The organism is Bacillus sp. FSL H8-0547 (genome assembly GCA_038002745.1).
Classification (GTDB): Bacteria; Bacillota; Bacilli; order Bacillales; family Bacillaceae; genus Bacillus_P.
In genome coordinates this window covers 78,411-96,154 of sequence record JBBODD010000001.1, presented here as the reverse complement: position 1 = coordinate 96,154, position 17,744 = coordinate 78,411, and the positions used below count along the sequence as shown (strand labels likewise).

Sequence of the window (17,744 nt, the reverse complement as noted above, 5' to 3'; positions counted from 1 at the left end):
TCATTAACTGCAAAATATTTTGGGAGTTTTAAAGAAAAACTGAAACCTTCTGCTAAAATACACGTATTACTTACAGAATACATAAAAAGTGGAGGTATATGGATATGGAACATCAAACGAATCCTGTTTTGGAAGGAAACACACCGCCGCCGAATAAACCATCATTATTCGGTATGATTATGAACCCGGGTGAGCAATTTGACCGCATCCGCCAAAACCCTAAAGTGCTTGCGGGTTTTCTGCTTGTTACACTCATGATTTTAATCGGGACAGTGCTTACCGTTTTTCATACGCCGGCGCTAACTGAGGATATGCCGTCTGATATCGGAATGTCATCAGAAGAAGCGGCCATGTTCACTACTGTGATGACTATTGTCGGCATGGCTGTAGGAGCAATCGGAAGCATTGTTGTTCTTATTATTATGGCTGCTATCACTTTAGCTATCGTGAAAATGACCGGTTCGGCTGTAAAGTTCAAACAAATTCTTTCTATGACAATCTATATTTCTTTTGTTACGTCAATCGGCACTCTTTTAAATGGACTTATTGCTTTCTTCATTAAAGATGAAAATTATGTGAATCCTTATACTAGTGTGAACAGCATTGTCGGCGCTGAGGGCGGCCTTGGCGGTCTTTTAATGACGGTTGAAGTTTTCACAATCTGGGGTGTTGTTCTGACGGCGCTGGGTCTTCAGAAAGTGGCAGGTCTATCTAAAGCAGCTTCATGGACAATCGCCCTTATCTTCTTTGCACTTGGAGCTGTTCTTGCTGTAGCCGGCGGAGTGCTGCAAGGACTTGTACCGGCAGCATGAAGAAAAAAATCTGGATATCCATCGGAGTTGCAGCCATTATCGTATTACTTGCAGGTGTGAATGTATACCGTGCCATGAATACAGAAGAGGTTAAAGTCAGCACAGTGAATCTATCAGACCGGGAAATCGTTTCAAATGTAATGGTTCCCGGGACACTTAAGTTTCAAAGCGAGCAATACATCTATCAGGAACCTGAGAAAGGCCGGATCGTCGAAATTCTGGTGAAAGAGGGGGATGCTGTTAAAGAAGGAACCCCTCTTCTCCGGTATGAAAATGAACAGGCAGCACTTGAAAAAGAACAAAATATGCTATCTATTGAATCAAGCTATCTTAAGATCAGCCAGCTGAAAGATCAGCTGGAGGATCTTGATGAAAAAGAAAAAGAGTTAGCTGAGCAGGCAGGTAAAAAAGAAGCAGAAAAAACTGTTGAAGCAGAGCGTGACCAGCTGAAGATGGAGCTTAAAATGGCAGACATCGAATTGCGCCAGCTGAATCTTCAAAAAGAAACAGTCCAAAAGCAGCTTGAGAATCTTGAAGTAAAAAGCGAGATGGCCGGCACCGTTATTGCCGTTGAGGATCAGCATACACAGTCTGCAGACGGTACGCTGAAAGCGGTCATACATATTGCAAAAACAGATTCCTATATTGTAAGCGGAGTTCTGTCAGAATATGATTCTCTTAAAGTTGCCAAAGACCAGCCTGTAACCCTTCGTTCTGATGTTGTGACAGATGCTGAATGGAAGGGGAAAGTCAGTAAAATCGGCCTTCTTCCAGAAGTTGCAGCAGGAACGATGGGAACTGAAAATACAGCCGTTCAATACCCTGTTGAAGTCATCATTGAAGGCAGTGAAATGCAGGCAAAACCCGGTTTTAAGCTGATTATGGAAATTGAAACAGAAAAGCGGAACGTACAGACAGTGCCTGTAGATGCGGTCAAACAGGACGGGGAAGACTATTATGTCTATACAGTAGAAGAAGGCAAAACAAAGAAGAAAACAGTTGAAATTGGTACAGCTTCTTCTGACTATATGGAAATTAAAGAAGGGCTGACAGACAAAGATCAAGTGGTGGCAAAACCCCAAGACAATCTTCTGAGCGGGACGGAAGTGACGGTGAAATGATCAGTCTTTCCGGCATCACAAAGAGCTATAAGGTCGGAAAAGAATCCTTCGACGTGCTGAAGAACATCAACCTTGTCATTGAAGAGGGAGAATTCATCTCGATCATGGGACCGTCCGGTTCAGGCAAGTCAACGCTGATGAACATTATCGGCTGTCTGGACCGGCCGTCAGAAGGCCAATACTTCCTCGATGGTACAGATGTGGCAGGCTATCAGGATTCAGAGCTTGCAAGTGTGCGGAATCTCTCCATCGGCTTTGTTTTTCAGCAGTTTCAGCTTCTTCCGAGACTTACAGCGATTAAAAACGTTGAATTACCCATGGTTTATGCCGGCATTAAAAAGAAAGAGCGCGAAGAAAGAGCAAGACTTGCGCTTGAAAAGGTCGGCCTTTCAGAGCGAATCAATCATCTTCCAAATGAACTGTCGGGGGGGCAAAAGCAGCGTGTTGCCATTGCCCGTTCTATCGTTAATCAGCCCCGTCTGATTCTTGCTGACGAACCGACAGGGGCTTTGGATACAAAAACAAGTGTATCAATCATGGAGCAATTTGCTGCCCTTAATCTGGAAGGCACGACTGTCATAATCGTCACTCATGAACAGGAAGTAGCCGATTATACAAAAAGGGTCATTATGGTCAGAGACGGTGAAATTATCTCTCAGGGAGCAGAAAGGAGAAACGCATGAGTTTTGTTGAAAACATCAGAATGGCGTTCTCCTCTGTTCTGGCTCATAAACTTCGGTCGATCTTAACAATGCTTGGCATCATTATCGGGGTTGCGTCCGTTATTTTAGTTGTAGCCATCGGGCAGGGCGGAGAGCAAATGCTTAAATCACAGTTTACCGGTACCAGCAATACGATCGAAGTTTTTTACCAGCCGAGTGAGGAAGAAATGCAATCAGACCCCAATGCGTATATGAAGTCTGCTTTTGACCAGTCAGATATTAATGACATGGCAGGCATTCCAGAGGTTGAAAAAGTTGTTGCTTCAAGCTCTGAGTTCATGCCGGTGCGTCATAAAGAGGAAACGGCGGATACGTCAATTTTCAGCATTAATCAGGCTTACATCGAAGTAAATCAGCTGAAGATCGAATCTGGAAGAAATCTGATGGAAGCTGATTTTATCGGAGGCGAAAGGGCCGGCATTATCAGCCAGGAGACGAAAAAAGAGCTCTTCAAAGACACTGACCCGATCGGGGAAATTGTCTGGATCAATGGTCAGCCGATTGAAATTGTCGGAGTTCTTGAAAAACCGGAGGGGCTGTTTTCGTTCGGTTCAATGGAAATCTACATCCCGTCCAATACGTATCGCGCTTCTTTCGGCAAATCAGATTTTAATCAGGTGACGCTGCAGGCAAAAGATGCAGAAAGCCTGCAGGAAGCAGGAAAAAAAGCCACTTCCATGCTGAATCAAAAGCATGATACGGAAGATTCCTATCAAGTGTTTAATATGGAAGAGATTGCCCAAGGGATTGGTCAGGTAACAAGGATCATGACCTTGATCATTGGTTCAATCGCAGGCATCTCATTGTTTGTCGGCGGAATTGGCGTCATGAACATCATGCTCGTTTCCGTAACAGAAAGAACCCGTGAAATCGGCATAAGAAAAGCGCTTGGAGCGACAAAGCGTCAGATCCTGACCCAGTTTCTCATCGAATCCATCACGCTTACCCTCATTGGAGGCATCATTGGCATCCTACTCGGTGCAGGAGGGGCTTCACTCGTTTCCGTGTTTGCCGGATGGCCGTCACTCGTATCCTGGCAAGTCGTCCTGGGAGGACTAGCATTCTCAATGGTCATCGGCATCATTTTCGGCATGCTGCCGGCAAACAAAGCAGCCCGTCTTGATCCGATCGATTCCCTGCGTTATGAATAAACATCTTCCTTTGAACCGCTTTGGTTCAGGTTGACTGAGAAAGATATTTTTAAGACACACCGAAGAGCTATAGCAATCGGTGTGTTTTTTTATGAGTGCTTTTAAGAAGTACGAATTAATACTAGTGGACTGAAGCGGAAGGCACTTGACTCCTTGTCCAGCTGCAGCGCCCAACTCCTCGGTCAGAACAAAATCCCCCAAAAAGTCAAACCCGGACTTTTCGGGTGATTTCTTATCTGACTGCCGGAGCAAAACGGGCGCTTCCGCTTTTCTACGGGAAGAAGAGGGCACTGAAGATCCCGCAAGCGCAGCGAGGAAGCTTCAGGAACTCCCCGCGGAAAGCAAGTGACTGGAGCGCAAGGGAACGGTGTTGCAGAAGCTGAAAGTATTAAATCATTCAATAGAAACCAAATCTAAGCACCATCCAGAAAAAGGAAAATCTAAGAAAACCCTTGCTACGCGGTTGTGATGATGATACAAAGGGAATAGAGATTTTATGTGCCACGAGATTGGAATGATGTAAGATGAAACTTGCAGGAACGCTTATAAAACTGACAATGATAGCGGTTATCGGACTGTTCCTTTATTCTTCAGCAAGCATATGGTTCTATGGAAACAAACATGATTCAGTCAAAACAGATGCAGCAGTAGTTCTTGGAGCAGCCGCCTGGGGAGAAGATCCGTCTCCTGTTTTCAAAGAACGCATCAATCATGCCATTAAACTGTACAAGGAAAAAAAGGTGGAGAAAATTATTTTTACAGGCGGAAAAGCGATTCAGACCGATCTTCCTGAATCTGTAGTCGGTAAAAACTATGCAGTCGATCATGGTGTCCGCGAATCAGATATTTTAGTTGAGACAAGTTCCAGACTGACAGAAGATAATTTGAAATTTGCCTATGAAAAAGGGAAAAAAGCAGGCATTGAATCATATACCATTGTGAGTGACCCCTACCATATGAAGCGATCGGTGCTGCTGGCAGAAAAAATCGGGATGAACGTTTACTCATCTCCAACCACCACATCCGCATACAGAACATGGGAAACGAAACTTCCCGTTTACTCAAAGGAAGTGCTGTTCTATGCAGGGTATCTTGTGACGCTTCCATTTGAAATGATGAACAAAAAAGAGGAATTGCCCAGCGGGTAATCCTCTTTTTTGTTTAAATAAGCAGCGTGAACAAATGTGAAAGCAAATAAAAACTGTACCCAAGGAGATAAGCTCCGGCAGCAAACGATACAGCTTTTAGAATCCAATCCTTCAAATAATTTCTTAGAAAATGAACCGTCATCGCAACATTGATGTTCCATAATATAATCCCTGCAATGATCAGCATGCTGAAGAGGAAAAGGTACATGAAAGAATGTCCAGGGCCAAGAGTTGTTAAACTTGAACCGTAAACACCAAGCCAGAAAATGAAAATAAACGGATTGGCAAGAGCAATGGAAAACCCTGTCCAGTAGGAACTCTTTTCAGCAGTGGTTTCACTTGCGTGGTCCAGCATGTTTTCATCAGACAGCGCGCTCTTCATGCTTTTTATGCCAAGCCTGGCCAGCAATAAAAAACCGGCCGCGCTAAGAACATAAGAAAAGAACGAATGAGTAAGATAAACGGCAAGTCCGAGAAATATAAGAAACATAAGGACCATATCGATCGTGACCGCACCGAGTCCGACGAACATGGAAGGCCAAAACCCCCCTCTAATCCCCCTTCTGATCATCTCGAGCTTTATCGGGCCGACCGGAGCAGCAAGACTGATCCCAAGCACAAGCGGTTTTATAATAAACAGAATCATATCCAATTTGTTCATCTGCCTTTCCATCCTTGTCCCTAAAGTGTATTCAGATGGCTGTCTATTTCGTCCTTCAATTTTGGGGGAAGAGGAATTTTTTAACTTTAGAGGAATTTTACTTGTTTTCGGCAAACTTAATTACAAACGCCTGCTTTTTTGGAATTTCACAAATAGGTTGTCTGGAAGGACTGCAGAGGAGGTTGATTAGTCGAATGAAGCGGCATTCTTTTATTGAATGGGGAAAGGCAGTTCTTTTTGCAGCAGGACTGGCTCTTTTAATCAGACTGTTCTTATTTGAACCCTACATGGTGGAGGGTTCTTCGATGGATCCGACGCTTCATGACGGAGAGAGACTGTTTGTAAACAAAGCCCTGTTTGTCTCCGGTGGCATAAGGCATGGTGATATTGTGATTATCAGCGGACAAGAGAAAGGGATTCATTATGTCAAGCGGGTGATTGGACTGCCGGGAGATCGTATAGAAGTGAGAGACCACAAGGTGCGTGTAAATGGAATGCCGTCAGATGAACCGTATATCAAATCGAACGAGCAGAAGGCAGCGGAACTTGGCACATACATTATGGAGGACTTTCCGCCAGTCAAAGTTCCAAAAGACAAGGTGTTTGTCATGGGCGATAACCGCGCGAACAGCATGGATTCACGAAATGGACTCGGCAGCATTAAAATCAGCCGCATCGAGGGAAAAGCGGCATTCATTTTTTATCCTTTTGAAAAAATAAGGTCAACAAAATAATAGAAAGAATGTAACGAAATGGAAAACACTCTCGTCTAATCGTGTAAAGAAAAAGGGGAGTGTCAATCCATGAGAAAATTCGCGGTATCTTTATTCATGATTATTTTAATCCTGATCGTCTCAGCCTGCAGCAGCTCAGAGGAATCAAAAATGGACAGCTCAGGAAGTTCATCAGGAGAAATGTCCAATGCTGACTTTGCGGAGAAATCCGAAAAACCGGCTCCTGAAGAAACGACGATGCAAAATGACAGCAAAACAGCAGCACCTATTCCGCAAGACCGCAAAGTGATCTACACGGCTGACATGTCCGTGAGGGTGAAAAGCTATCAGGAAGCTGTGTTATCCATACAGAAAACACTTGCTTCACTAGGCGGATATATCATGGAATCAAATACATATTCAGGGGAAGAAGACCAGCCCCAGGAAGGGACGCTGACCGTAAAAGTCCCTCAGGAAGCCTTTCAGTCATTCCTGAATACGGTTGAAAAGGGAAGCATCAAGGTTGAAAACCAAACAGTTTCAGGACAGGATGTAACGGAGGAATATGTGGATTTAGAATCAAGGCTTAAATCAAAAAAGACTGTTGAGGAGAGGCTCCTGAGCTTTATGAAAGAAGCTCAAAAAACGGAGGACCTTTTGAAAATTTCAAATGATTTAAGTGCTGTTCAGGAAGAAATTGAACAGCTTACAGGAAGAATCAATTACTTAAACAATCAAACATCTTTCGCCACTGTTTCCATACATCTATCAGAAAATAAAATCAATGTTCCCGGCCTTGAGAATGAAAACCTGAATACATGGCAGAAAACAAAACAGAAGTTCATGGAAAGCTTAAATACCCTTTTGTCAGCAGGTTCAGCCTTCATCGTCTTTACAGCAGGAAATTTGCCTGTACTTGCCGTGCTCTTCCTTGCCGGCTTTGCCATATGGCTTGCTGTAAAAAAACGTATGAACAGGAACGATCCGGCACCTCCGGCTGATATGGGTGACTGATTCTGTGTTTTCTTTTTTCTCAGATTGGGAAAAAGAAGGAAAAGGCGGGATGAATAATGACAATAAAAGCATGTTCAAAGCTTACAAAAAATTGTGTGTCAACGGCAAATGAAAAAGGCGGACGGAGCATGAATCCCATCACGTATTCATGCAGTGCATCTGAAGCAATGAATCACCTGCGCAATGTTCTTTATTCCATGAAGGGCGCTGAAATTGCCGAGCAGAGCGGTACCCGTCTTCATGCGGTATTTACGTCGGATAAAATGAAATTTAAAGATGATGTGGAATTTGAAATGAATGACAAAGCAAAAAAAATTCATTTTAGATCGGCTTCCCGAACCGGCTATTATGACTTCGGTGTTAACCGCAGGCGCATGGAGGAGATTGAGGAGAGATTTAAAAAAGAATGCGGAACGTAAAAAATCAGACAGGTGTCTGATTTTTTTTACGTATAGATGAGGGTTAAGATCAGCATGGTGATAAAGACAGAACCAATTATCCCAAGGATTGTTTTTGGAAACGAAACTCTTTCATCTATTTTTCCAAGCCGGGTTAGAATCTTTTTGCTGAAGTAATGCACTAGCAGATAAATAATCACAAGACCAATGAAAAAGGTCATGTTGCTTGTTTTAAATCCTGTATAAGCGAGAAAGAGCCCCGTAAAGAAGATATACAGAGAATATTCCATTAAAGTCAGTAATTTCATAGCAGATACCTCCGTGATGTACTGAACATAATCCTACCATAAAAACCGGAGATTCAACATGTCAGGACTGTGAACATTGAAATCAGTTCCTGTATGCATATTTTTTTCTTCCGGTTCGTGTTATAATTTTGTAGATATTGTATAGATGGAGGCTTAACTTTAATGATAACAGTAAGCAATGTAGGATTGCGCTATGGTGACCGCAAACTTTTTGAAGATGTTAATATAAAATTCACACCGGGAAACTGCTACGGATTAATCGGGGCAAACGGTGCAGGCAAATCAACATTTATTAAAATTCTCTCTGGAGAAATTGAAGCACAGTCCGGCAATGTAAGCATGGGACCTGGAGAGCGTCTTGCTGTCCTGAAACAGAACCACTTCGAGTACGAGGAAATTGAAGTGATGCAGGTCGTTATTATGGGCCATGCACGTCTGTATGAAGTCATGCAGGAGAAGGATGCAATCTATATGAAAGCTGATTTCTCAGATGAAGACGGCATGCGTGCGGCTGAGCTTGAAGGTGAATTTGCAGAGCTTAACGGATGGGAAGCAGAAAGTGAGGCTGCCATTCTTTTAAAAGGACTTGGCATCACTGAAGATCTTCATGCGAAGAAAATGGCAGATCTTACGGGCGGAGACAAAGTGAAGGTTCTTCTTGCACAGGCTCTGTTCGGCAAACCGGATGTTCTTCTTCTGGATGAGCCTACCAACCACCTTGACATCAAGGCGATCCAATGGCTTGAAGAATTCCTGATCAACTTTGAGAATACCGTCATCGTTGTATCCCATGACCGTCATTTCCTGAACAAAGTATGTACTCATATCGCTGACCTTGACTACGGTAAAATCCAGCTTTATGTCGGAAACTACGACTTCTGGTACGAATCAAGCCAGCTTGCATCCCGAATGGCTTCGGATGCGAACAAGAAAAAAGAAGAAAAAATCAAAGAGCTTCAGGCGTTCATTGCACGCTTCAGTGCGAATGCATCAAAATCCAAGCAGGCCACTTCAAGAAAAAAACTGCTTGATAAAATATCGCTTGATGACATCAGGCCTTCTTCAAGACGCTATCCGTATGTCGGATTTTCACCTGAGCGCGAAATCGGGAATGATGTTCTCCGCGTAGACGGCATTTCTAAAACGATTGACGGCGTGAAAGTGCTTGATAATGTCAGCTTTATCATGAACAAAGAGGACAAAATTGCGTTAGTCGGCCGCGACGAAATTGCGATTACAACGCTCTTCAAAATTCTGATGGGTGAAATGGAGCCTGACAGCGGAACGTTCAAATGGGGAATTACAACTTCCCAGGCCTATTTCCCTAAAGACAACAGCGAGTTCTTTGAAGGGGTCGACATGAACCTTGTTGACTGGCTCCGCCAGTATTCGCCGAATGACCAAAGCGAGAGCTTCCTTCGCGGTTTCCTTGGCAGAATGCTGTTCTCAGGTGAAGAAGTGCTTAAAAAAGCAAGCGTTCTGTCCGGAGGAGAAAAAGTACGCTGCATGCTTTCAAAAATGATGCTCAGCAGCTCAAATATCCTGCTTCTTGACGAACCGACGAACCACTTGGACCTTGAGTCGATTACAGCACTGAACAACGGTCTTATTGCTTTCAAAGGCGCTATGATCTTTACGTCACATGACCATCAGTTTGTACAGACGATTGCCAACCGCATCATTGAGGTAACTCCAAACGGCGTTGTCGACAAGCAAATGACGTATGATGAGTACCTTGAAAATGAAGATGTTCAAAAGCAAGTACAGGGGTTGTACGCTTAATTTAAACAAATAAAAGACCGCCGATTCATTCGGCGGTCTTTTGTTCTGCTCTTTTTTGAGCTTGAAGTATTCTCGAGGTGTGTTATTCTTCGGTCCAGCTGTCGACAAGTTCCCTGTTTTTCTCAATCCACTTTCTTGCCCCTTTTTCATAGGCATCAGGTTCCTGAGTCAGTGATTCTTCCTGTACTTCTTTAATGAGGGAATTCAGCTGTTCATCATTCATTTCCCATTCAGACATCCATTTGCCGATTTCAGGATGGTCCTTTTCGAATCCTGTTCGTGACATAGAATGTATTTTATCAGGCGCACCAAATACGTTTTTAGAATCCTTCAGATACTTTATTTCATAATCTGCAAAAACCCAATGAGGATTCCAGAGAGTGACTGCAATTGGCTGTTTCTTTTCATACGCTTTTTTAAATTCAGTCAGCATGGCAGCTTCCGAAGACTCGACAAGTTCAAGTTCAAGCCCGTACTCTTTTTTGGCTTTCGATGTCAGCTGCATCAAGCTTGATCCCGGGTCGATTCCGATGATTTCCCCGTTTAGCTGCCCTTTTTTTGAATTCAGATCTTCGATGCTGTTAATATCTTTTACGTATGCCGGTACAGCAATCCCCATTTTTGTACCTTCAAACCAAGGTTCCCCGATTTCCACATCTTCTTTAAACTTATCGTACAGGGGCTTGTCTGTCAGAGGGAGCCATACTTGTCCGGTGACATCAATATCACCTCTGGATATACCGGTCCATAGAGCAATTTTTTCAAGTTCGATAATTTCTGTATCATAGCCTTTCTCTTCCAGGATGATTTTCCACAAGTAAGCAGTAGAAATGTTATCAATCCAGTTCACCATGCCGATTTTTATCTTCTTGTCTGAATTTGCCGGGGCACAGGATGCAAGTAATGCTGATAAAAGAATAATTGAAGATAGTGCATAAAAATATTTTTTCACGTATTGAACCTCCAAAGGATATATGTATATCACGTTATATTCCCTTAAAAACTTTTCTGGAAACATAAAATTGTTTTGTTTTTCTTAGGATCGGGTACTATCTATTAGGTCCCAAACATCCGTCCTTCTTTATTCTGCCAATTAGAACGGAAAACTTACATATTTCATTTTTATGATGTGAAAACTGATACAAAGAAGTCGCTAGCGAGAGGTGTATGATGAAAACGGTAAAGTTGAAAGTTGATGAAGTCACAAAAGTATTCGGAAAGAACCCGCAAAAAGCAGTTGCTATGCTTAAAAAAGGGAGCTCAAAGGCGGATATTCTGAAAGAAACCGGAATGACCGTCGGTGTTAACCGGGCGAGCTTTGAGGTCTATTCGGGAGAGATCTTCGTCATTATGGGTCTGTCAGGCAGCGGGAAATCAACGTTGGTCAGGCTGCTGAATAAGCTTATTGATCCTACATCCGGCCATATTTTTATAGATGATGAAGACATTATGAAGCTGAAGGGAGATGCTCTCAGAGAAATTCGGAGAAAGAAAATGAGCATGGTTTTTCAGCGATTTGCTTTATTTCCCCACAGAACGGTCGTTGAAAACGTTGAGTATGGTCTTGAAATTCAGGGCTGGAAGAAAAAAGAGCGTTATCAGCGGGCCAGAGAATCTCTTGAGCTCGTAGGATTAAAAGGGTACGCAGACAGCTATCCGGGTGAACTGAGCGGGGGCATGCAGCAGCGGGTGGGCCTTGCCCGTGCACTGGCAAACGCACCGGATGTTCTTTTAATGGATGAAGCCTTCAGCGCACTTGATCCGCTGATTCGGAAAGATATGCAGGATGAACTTCTTGAGCTTCAGGAAAAAATGGAGAAAACAATTATCTTTATTACCCATGATCTTGATGAAGCACTTCGCATTGGGGACAGGATTGCTCTGATGAAGGACGGATCAATCGTCCAGATAGGGACTCCTGAGGAAATTATGACTCATCCGGCTGATGAATATGTTGAGCGGTTCGTAGAAGATGTGAATCTGTCCAAGGTCATAACGGCAGGATCCATCATGAACCGGGCGGAAACCATCCAGATCGACAGAGGACCTCGTGTAGCATTGACGCTTATGCGTGATGCAGGCTATTCGAGTGTGTATGCCGTAGATAAAAAGCAGACACTGATCGGCCTGATCACAGCTGACGATGCGGTAAAAGCGATTAAAGAAAACGTGCCGACTGAAACATATGTGAAAAGAGAAATGCCTTATGTGGAGCTTGACACAGTGCTTGAGGATCTTTATGAAAAGATGGCTGCGAGCAAGTACCCTCTGCCGGTAGTAGATGAAAACAGAAGAATCAAAGGTGTTATAAAACGCGAGAAAGTCATTCAGGCACTGGCGGGAACAGAATCAAAGGAGGTGCAGCCGCATGAATAATATCCCCAAAATACCTGTTGGAAAATGGGTCGATGGATTTGTTACCTATTTAAATGAAAGCTTTGAAGGTTTCTTCGGATGGCTTTCAAATGGTATTGAAGGATTTACTGATTTCATTGTTTACGGGCTGATGGCGATACCTGCACTGCTGCTGATAGTGATTGTCGCAGCAATAGCCTGGTTTGTCAGCAGAAGCTGGTCCCTTCCTTCACTGTCACTGGCAGGGCTTCTGTTTATTTTGAATCTTGGATACTGGGAGCAAATGATAGACACACTCTCACTGGTCCTTACTTCTGTAATCATTTCCGTTATTATTGGAGTGCCTCTTGGTATCATTGCTTCACAAAACGATACCTTTTCAAAGATTTTAACGCCAATACTGGACCTGATGCAGACTATGCCCGCTTTTGTTTACTTAATTCCAGCCATTCTCTTTTTTGGAATCGGCGTTGTGCCTGGCATTATTGCTTCTGTCATTTTTGCCATGCCGCCTACCATCAGGCTTACTAACCTTGGAATCAGACAGGTTCCGGAGGACCTCGTTGAAGCGGCGAACGCTTTCGGATCGACTACCGCTCAGAAATTGATGAAGGTAGAACTGCCGCTTGCCACAAAAACCATTATGGCAGGTGTCAACCAGAGCATTATGCTTGCGCTGTCCATGGTGGTCATCGCTTCTCTGGTCGGTGCACCGGGACTTGGAGTCGACGTTTACCGGGCGGTCACACGTATTGAAGTAGGAAGAGGATTCGAAGCAGGAATATCAATCGTTATCCTTGCCATTATTCTGGACCGTATCACACAGCATTTGGGCACTCGTAAAAAAGAGGTATAAAGAGACTTTGCACAAGTATGAAATACTGAAGACTGTGCAGCTCAGTATAGACGTTAAAAAACCTTCCTGCAGCAGGTGTGCAGGAAGGTTTTTCAGTGCTGCAGACTGGTAAGCTTTTGCTTCAGCCAGTCATGATCCAGGTTTTCTCCAATAAAGACAAGGGTTTTTTTCATTTTAACAGGTTCTTTCATATAAAGCGGCATCCCGTAGGAATACTGAAAAAGATACGTTTCCGCCGAGCGGGTAAAAGCAACATAGCCTTTTACCCGGTAGATCGTATCAGGCATCGTTCGCAGGAAGTTCTCAAATGAGTCAAAATCAATTGGACCTGTAAAGGTATGAACATACGTTTTTAAATGAAGCTGGTGCTCGACATGTGTCTGCTCGTGCTCACGTCTCTTCATGCGTGACACCTGCTGAAAATCACTCAGGCGGACGGATGCAAACTGGGTAAGAAGTACCTTGGATGCAGGAGCTATGTTCTGAATATCCATTACAAGGGACGCCTGCTCAGAATCTGATAAGGAATCGATTTTATTAAGAAGCACTACATCTGCATGATGAATCTGCTCCTGAAGCAGTTTCTGAAGCTGAATGCTGAGACCGGTACGGTCGTGATAGCGTGGGCCGTCAACAAGGGTGACAATGGCTCCAATAGCAAGTTTGTCTGCAAAAACAGGAGACAAACAGGCGTCAAGGACTTCAATAGGATGTGCTGCACCTGTTGTTTCAATATAGATGGCATCAAGCTCATACTGCGAAAGCATGCCTTGAAGCTGTGCTTCGAGCTGTCCCTGCATCGTGCAGCAGACACACCCGTTGAGCAGTTCTTTCAGCGGAATATCATCAGAAACAGCATCCGAATCTATGGATATTTTACCGAGCTCGTTCATCACGACGGCAATTTTTCTTCCGTTTTCTTGTTCCTGTTTTAGAATATTTTTTAATAGAGTGGTTTTCCCTGCCCCTAAAAATCCGGACAGAATGTAGACTTCAACAGATTTCATATCATGTACGCTCCGTTCTATAAGCTATTTTTCTATGGTACATGAAGGCTGTATGCAGCGTCAATTCCAATAGAAAAACCTGCACGAATGCCATGCAGGTTTGGGTAAAGCCGCTTGAATTAAATAGCCCATGTTCCTTTTCTGAAAATCGGTTCGCTTGTGCCGTCTTCAAGAATGCCGTCAATATCCATTTCTTCAGAGCCAATCATAAAGTCAACATGAGTGATGCTTGAATTGACGCCGTTTTTCTCAAGCTCTTCTCGGGACATTTTCTTTCCGCCTTCAATGCAGAATGCATACGCATTGCCGATTGCCAGATGGTTCGACGCGTTTTCATCAAACAGCGTATTATAGAAAAGAACATTTGACATTGAGATCGGGGAGTCATGAGGTACGAGAGCAACTTCGCCAAGGTAGTGAGATCCCTCATCAGTAGCGACAAGCTCCTTCAAAATCTCTTCGCCCTCTTCTGCTTTCACATCTGAGATTCTCCCGTTTTCAAACGTGATGGAGAAGTTGTCGATCAGATTCCCGCCATAGCTTAACGGCTTTGTGCTGGTTACTGTGCCGTTTACGCCTTCTTTTGCAGGTACAGTAAAGACTTCCTCTGTCGGCATATTGGCCATAAAGTCATGACCTTGTTCATTTGTGCTGCCTGCGCCGATCCACAAATGTTTTTCGGGAAGCTCTATCGTTAAATCGGTTCCTTTTGCACGGTAGTGAAGCTTTTTATATTTCTTGCCGTTTAAATACTCGACTTTGCTGTTCAGTGACCGGTCATGTTCTTTCCATGCCGAAACAGGATCTTCAAGGTCAGTGCGTGTTGCTTTAAAAATAGCATCCCACAGCAGATCTACAGCCTGGTCTTCTGCATCAGGGAACACTTTTGCCGCCCACTTTTCAGAAGGAACAGCAATGACAGACCAGCTGACTTTGTCTGCCTGTATGTAATTTCTGTAGGTTGAAAGCGCCGTTCCTGCAGCTTTTGAACTGGCTGAGATGCGTTTTGAATCAATGCCTTTCAGCAAATCAGGCGTTGATGAAACGATGGACATGAAGGCAGCTCCGCCTTCGGCAAGTGCTTCAAGCCCTTTTGCGCGCCACTCAGGAAATTCACTGAACGCTTCCATCGGAGCAAGCTCAAAACGGGCGCGCGTCACTTCATCATCCGCCCAGTCAACCTGAACGTGTTTTGCGCCAGTCTCATATGCTTTTCTGACGACAAGACGGACGAATTCCGCTGCATCAAGAGAAGCATTGATGACAAGCGTTTGTCCTTTTTGAATATTTACGCCGACTTTAACGGCTAGCTCAGCATATTTTTCTAAGTTTGTTTGAAAAGAAGTCATTTGTTTAGCTCCTTATATGTAAGATTGGTTCTATTTTATCAGAACTGGCGGTTTTAGGAAATAAAAAAGACTGAGTATTCTATTTTCTGGAGCTGCTCAGACCGGAATTCTTTTCAACGATGTATGAAAGAGATAAAATATAGTCAGAAAGCGGGTGAGTGTATGCTGAATTCATCTTTTATCAAGACCGATAAACAAAAACAGCTTGCCGCAAAGGCGGAGAAGCTTGCTGAAACCTTTTCTGAGCGTGCGGAATATTATGACCGCCATGCGCTCTTTCCATTTGAAAACTTTGATGACTTGAAAAAAGCCGGTTTTTTGACATTGTCTATACCGGATGCATACGGCGGATCAGGACTGTCTCTTTATGACTTTGTCATGGTCCAGGAAACCCTGGCGCAGGGAGACGGACCGACAGCGCTTTCGCTTGGCTGGCATCTCGGCATTTTAATGAATATAAGAGAAACCAATAGATGGCCGGAAGAAGTGTACGCGCAGATTTCCCGAGAAATCATACAGTTCGACAAAATCATCAACAGCGCTGCTTCCGAGCCGAACAGCGGCAGTCCAGCAAGAGGGGGAAAACCGGAAACAACGGCTGTCCGCAGGGGGGATAAGTGGGTCATCAACGGGAAGAAGATCTTTACATCGCTTGCCCCTGCCCTTGATTATTTTTTAATTACAGCAACAATAGAAGAATCCGGTGAAGTGGGAGAATTTATTATTCCGAAGGATTCAAAAGGACTTTCCATCATGGAGACGTGGGATACGCTTGGCATGAGAGGGACCAGGAGCGATGATCTCATTCTGGACGATGTTGTGCTCGAAAATCAGGCGCTTGCTTCTTACCGTTCAAAACCTGCCAAAAAACCGATGCCGCAGGGCTGGCTCCTTCATATTCCGGCCTGTTATCTTGGAATCGCGATTGCCGCAAGAAATTTCGCCGTGGAGTTTGCGAAGAAACATCAGCCAAACAGTTTGGACCATCCGATTTCTGAGCTTCCTGAAGTCAGAAGAAAGACAGCAGAAATGGATGTAAAGCTTATGACGGCAAGGCACCTTTTGTACGGCACGGCAGAAAAGTGGGATGAGAGTCCCGATACGCGGCACACACTTTCAGCAGAACTGGCGGCTTCCAAAACGGTTGCAACCAACACGGCCGTAGAAATCGTTGATCTTGCAATGAGAATTGTCGGCGGACAAAGTATATTCCGTTCTCATCCAATTGAACGCTATTACCGGGATGTAAGAGCCGGACTTCATAACCCCCCGGCAGATGACATTACTTATAAGCTTCTGGCCGACCAGGCATTCAGTGAAGGATCATGATGTTTCCTGAAACGTTCAAGCAGACAATCCGCGGCGTTCATGGTGAGAATGGAGATGTCTGGCTTCGGGAACTTCCTGCCAGGCTGGCCGGGTGGGAGCAAAAATACGGCATCAGGATTGGCAAATTCTATCCAATGACCTTTCATTTTGTTGCTGAAGTTACGCTTAATGGCGGCGTGGAAGCGGTTATTAAAGTGGGATTGCCTGCTAATAAAGAGCTTATTAACGAAAAAAACGCCCTTGCTGTTTTTGGAAAAGGCGCCGGAATGATCAAGCTGCTTGAGGATCATACCGATGAAGGATTTTTGCTGCTTGAAAAGGCAGTTCCGGGTACGGTTCTCTCAGACAGCATGGAAGATGAAAAAGCAGTCGCTGCGGCAGCGGCTGTTATGGGGAGTATTCGTACTGATGACTGGGGCAGCATGCACTTTCCTCATTTATCTGACTGGTTTAAAGGTTTGGACCTTGCAGAAGATATTCCTGAAAGGTACCTCAAGAAGGCATCTGTGATCGTAAATGAGCTGCTTTTTGAAATGCATCATCCCTCTCTTTTGCATGGAGACCTGCATCAAAATAATATCCTCAGCCATCAAGGGGAATGGAAAGCGATTGACCCGAAGGGCGTGATTGGCGAAAAGGAGTTTGAAGCTGCCGCTTTTTGCAGGAATTATCTTTTTGACAAACACCATCCATTTGCTGTCCTTCAAAACAGACTGTCATTATTTGAGAAAGCAGCCGGACTTAACCTTAAAAAGATGATCCGGTGGGGCTATTGCGGGGCCGTTTTAAGCGCCTGCTGGTGCAAAGAAGATCATATGCCGTGCGCTGATGAAAATCTGATACTCGCTGATTTGTATGAAAAACTGCTTTGAATATGCCATTTTTTGTTGACTTCTAATCAGAATACTGAATATACTGAAGTATAGTGTATTTTTGGAAAGGAAAAGGTGCTTGAAACAATGTGGAACTAATCTTATTTTCTAAACGTTTTTTGAATAAAGAAAAAACGGGACCTAGA

18 protein-coding genes are annotated in these 17,744 nt (G+C 44.0%); 13 read left to right on the top strand and 5 right to left on the bottom strand.

Features of this window, described 5'->3' with window-relative positions:
• Window positions 1–104 precede the first annotated feature (104 nt).
• The 5 genes from MHB63_00490 to MHB63_00470 all read left to right on the top strand — a co-directional run bounded on the left by MHB63_00490 (window position 105) and on the right by MHB63_00470 (window position 4,954).
• Window positions 105–812 carry a Yip1 family protein gene (locus MHB63_00490; GenBank protein ID MEK3805063.1) on the top strand — a complete coding sequence of 236 codons (708 nt, stop codon included), beginning with the start codon at window positions 105–107 and terminating at the stop codon, window positions 810–812.
• Window positions 809–1,933, top strand: coding sequence for an efflux RND transporter periplasmic adaptor subunit (locus MHB63_00485; protein ID MEK3805062.1), 1,125 nt, complete (start codon window positions 809–811; stop codon window positions 1,931–1,933). The genes MHB63_00490 and MHB63_00485 overlap by 4 nt, the downstream gene beginning before the upstream one ends.
• Entirely contained in the window at window positions 1,930–2,616 is a 687-nt protein-coding gene (locus tag MHB63_00480; GenBank protein ID MEK3805061.1) for an ABC transporter ATP-binding protein, read from the top strand. Before MHB63_00485 ends, MHB63_00480 begins: the two co-directional genes overlap by 4 nt.
• Window positions 2,613–3,806, top strand: coding sequence for an ABC transporter permease (locus MHB63_00475; protein ID MEK3805060.1), 1,194 nt, complete (start codon window positions 2,613–2,615; stop codon window positions 3,804–3,806). The genes MHB63_00480 and MHB63_00475 overlap by 4 nt, the downstream gene beginning before the upstream one ends.
• 524 nt (window positions 3,807–4,330) lie before the next feature.
• Window positions 4,331–4,954, top strand: a complete 624-nt coding sequence (locus MHB63_00470) for a YdcF family protein (GenBank protein ID MEK3805059.1) — start codon at window positions 4,331–4,333, stop codon at window positions 4,952–4,954.
• A gap of 13 nt (window positions 4,955–4,967) precedes the next feature.
• On the opposite strand, the gene MHB63_00465 is transcribed toward MHB63_00470, so the two are convergent.
• Window positions 4,968–5,615 (bottom strand): LysE family transporter, encoded by a 648-nt coding sequence (locus tag MHB63_00465; protein ID MEK3805058.1) that lies wholly within the window; start codon window positions 5,613–5,615, stop codon window positions 4,968–4,970.
• A gap of 194 nt (window positions 5,616–5,809) precedes the next feature.
• On the opposite strand from MHB63_00465, the gene lepB reads away from it, so the two are divergent.
• The 3 genes from lepB to MHB63_00450 all read left to right on the top strand — a co-directional run bounded on the left by lepB (window position 5,810) and on the right by MHB63_00450 (window position 7,761).
• Window positions 5,810–6,349: a signal peptidase I gene (gene lepB, locus MHB63_00460; protein ID MEK3805057.1), complete on the top strand. Its 540-nt coding sequence runs from the start codon at window positions 5,810–5,812 to the stop codon at window positions 6,347–6,349.
• Window positions 6,350–6,418: 69 nt separating this feature from the next.
• Window positions 6,419–7,342, top strand: coding sequence for a DUF4349 domain-containing protein (locus tag MHB63_00455; protein ID MEK3805056.1), 924 nt, complete (start codon window positions 6,419–6,421; stop codon window positions 7,340–7,342).
• Window positions 7,343–7,398: 56 nt separating this feature from the next.
• Entirely contained in the window at window positions 7,399–7,761 is a 363-nt protein-coding gene (locus MHB63_00450) for a DUF1499 domain-containing protein (protein ID MEK3805055.1), read from the top strand.
• A gap of 26 nt (window positions 7,762–7,787) precedes the next feature.
• Here MHB63_00450 and MHB63_00445 read toward each other — a convergent pair whose 3' ends face one another.
• The gene (locus MHB63_00445; GenBank protein MEK3805054.1) at window positions 7,788–8,048 is read right to left on the bottom strand and encodes a hypothetical protein; all 261 of its coding nucleotides are present in this window, start codon (window positions 8,046–8,048) and stop codon (window positions 7,788–7,790) included.
• A 162-nt stretch (window positions 8,049–8,210) separates the two neighbouring features.
• On the opposite strand from MHB63_00445, the gene MHB63_00440 reads away from it, so the two are divergent.
• Window positions 8,211–9,830 carry an ATP-binding cassette domain-containing protein gene (locus MHB63_00440; GenBank protein MEK3805053.1) on the top strand — a complete coding sequence of 540 codons (1,620 nt, stop codon included), beginning with the start codon at window positions 8,211–8,213 and terminating at the stop codon, window positions 9,828–9,830.
• A gap of 82 nt (window positions 9,831–9,912) precedes the next feature.
• Here the strand turns inward: MHB63_00440 and MHB63_00435 are convergent, their stop codons facing one another.
• Entirely contained in the window at window positions 9,913–10,782 is an 870-nt protein-coding gene (locus tag MHB63_00435; protein ID MEK3805052.1) for a glycine betaine ABC transporter substrate-binding protein, read from the bottom strand.
• Window positions 10,783–11,000: 218 nt separating this feature from the next.
• Here MHB63_00435 and MHB63_00430 point away from each other — a divergent pair, with 218 nt between their 5' ends.
• A complete protein-coding gene (locus MHB63_00430; GenBank protein MEK3805051.1) occupies window positions 11,001–12,206 on the top strand; it encodes a glycine betaine/L-proline ABC transporter ATP-binding protein in 1,206 nt (401 codons plus the stop codon).
• A complete protein-coding gene (locus MHB63_00425) occupies window positions 12,199–13,041 on the top strand; it encodes a proline/glycine betaine ABC transporter permease (protein ID MEK3805050.1) in 843 nt (280 codons plus the stop codon). The genes MHB63_00430 and MHB63_00425 overlap by 8 nt, the downstream gene beginning before the upstream one ends.
• Before the next feature lie 92 nt (window positions 13,042–13,133).
• Here the strand turns inward: MHB63_00425 and MHB63_00420 are convergent, their stop codons facing one another.
• Both MHB63_00420 and MHB63_00415 read right to left on the bottom strand, forming a co-directional pair.
• Complete coding sequence (locus MHB63_00420) at window positions 13,134–14,048, bottom strand: GTP-binding protein (GenBank protein MEK3805049.1); 915 nt, start codon at window positions 14,046–14,048, stop codon at window positions 13,134–13,136.
• A gap of 119 nt (window positions 14,049–14,167) precedes the next feature.
• Window positions 14,168–15,397, bottom strand: a complete 1,230-nt coding sequence (locus MHB63_00415) for an aminopeptidase (GenBank protein ID MEK3805048.1) — start codon at window positions 15,395–15,397, stop codon at window positions 14,168–14,170.
• Between the two features lie 162 nt (window positions 15,398–15,559).
• Here MHB63_00415 and MHB63_00410 point away from each other — a divergent pair, with 162 nt between their 5' ends.
• The gene (locus MHB63_00410) at window positions 15,560–16,726 is read left to right on the top strand and encodes an acyl-CoA dehydrogenase family protein (GenBank protein ID MEK3805047.1); all 1,167 of its coding nucleotides are present in this window, start codon (window positions 15,560–15,562) and stop codon (window positions 16,724–16,726) included.
• Complete coding sequence (locus tag MHB63_00405; GenBank protein ID MEK3805046.1) at window positions 16,723–17,598, top strand: aminoglycoside phosphotransferase family protein; 876 nt, start codon at window positions 16,723–16,725, stop codon at window positions 17,596–17,598. The genes MHB63_00410 and MHB63_00405 overlap by 4 nt, the downstream gene beginning before the upstream one ends.
• The last annotated feature ends 146 nt before the right edge of the window (window positions 17,599–17,744 follow it).

Coding starts and splice junctions, on each gene's coding strand:
- MHB63_00490 (MEK3805063.1), top strand. CDS start 105: ATGGAACATCAAACGAATCCTGTTTTGGAAGGAAACACACCGCCGCCG.
- MHB63_00485 (MEK3805062.1), top strand. CDS start 809: ATGAAGAAAAAAATCTGGATATCCATCGGAGTTGCAGCCATTATCGTA.
- MHB63_00480 (MEK3805061.1), top strand. CDS start 1,930: ATGATCAGTCTTTCCGGCATCACAAAGAGCTATAAGGTCGGAAAAGAA.
- MHB63_00475 (MEK3805060.1), top strand. CDS start 2,613: ATGAGTTTTGTTGAAAACATCAGAATGGCGTTCTCCTCTGTTCTGGCT.
- MHB63_00470 (MEK3805059.1), top strand. CDS start 4,331: ATGAAACTTGCAGGAACGCTTATAAAACTGACAATGATAGCGGTTATC.
- MHB63_00465 (MEK3805058.1), bottom strand. CDS start 5,615: ATGAACAAATTGGATATGATTCTGTTTATTATAAAACCGCTTGTGCTT.
- lepB (MEK3805057.1), top strand. CDS start 5,810: ATGAAGCGGCATTCTTTTATTGAATGGGGAAAGGCAGTTCTTTTTGCA.
- MHB63_00455 (MEK3805056.1), top strand. CDS start 6,419: ATGAGAAAATTCGCGGTATCTTTATTCATGATTATTTTAATCCTGATC.
- MHB63_00450 (MEK3805055.1), top strand. CDS start 7,399: ATGACAATAAAAGCATGTTCAAAGCTTACAAAAAATTGTGTGTCAACG.
- MHB63_00445 (MEK3805054.1), bottom strand. CDS start 8,048: ATGAAATTACTGACTTTAATGGAATATTCTCTGTATATCTTCTTTACG.
- MHB63_00440 (MEK3805053.1), top strand. CDS start 8,211: ATGATAACAGTAAGCAATGTAGGATTGCGCTATGGTGACCGCAAACTT.
- MHB63_00430 (MEK3805051.1), top strand. CDS start 11,001: ATGAAAACGGTAAAGTTGAAAGTTGATGAAGTCACAAAAGTATTCGGA.
- MHB63_00425 (MEK3805050.1), top strand. CDS start 12,199: ATGAATAATATCCCCAAAATACCTGTTGGAAAATGGGTCGATGGATTT.
- MHB63_00420 (MEK3805049.1), bottom strand. CDS start 14,048: ATGAAATCTGTTGAAGTCTACATTCTGTCCGGATTTTTAGGGGCAGGG.
- MHB63_00415 (MEK3805048.1), bottom strand. CDS start 15,397: ATGACTTCTTTTCAAACAAACTTAGAAAAATATGCTGAGCTAGCCGTT.
- MHB63_00410 (MEK3805047.1), top strand. CDS start 15,560: ATGCTGAATTCATCTTTTATCAAGACCGATAAACAAAAACAGCTTGCC.
- MHB63_00405 (MEK3805046.1), top strand. CDS start 16,723: ATGATGTTTCCTGAAACGTTCAAGCAGACAATCCGCGGCGTTCATGGT.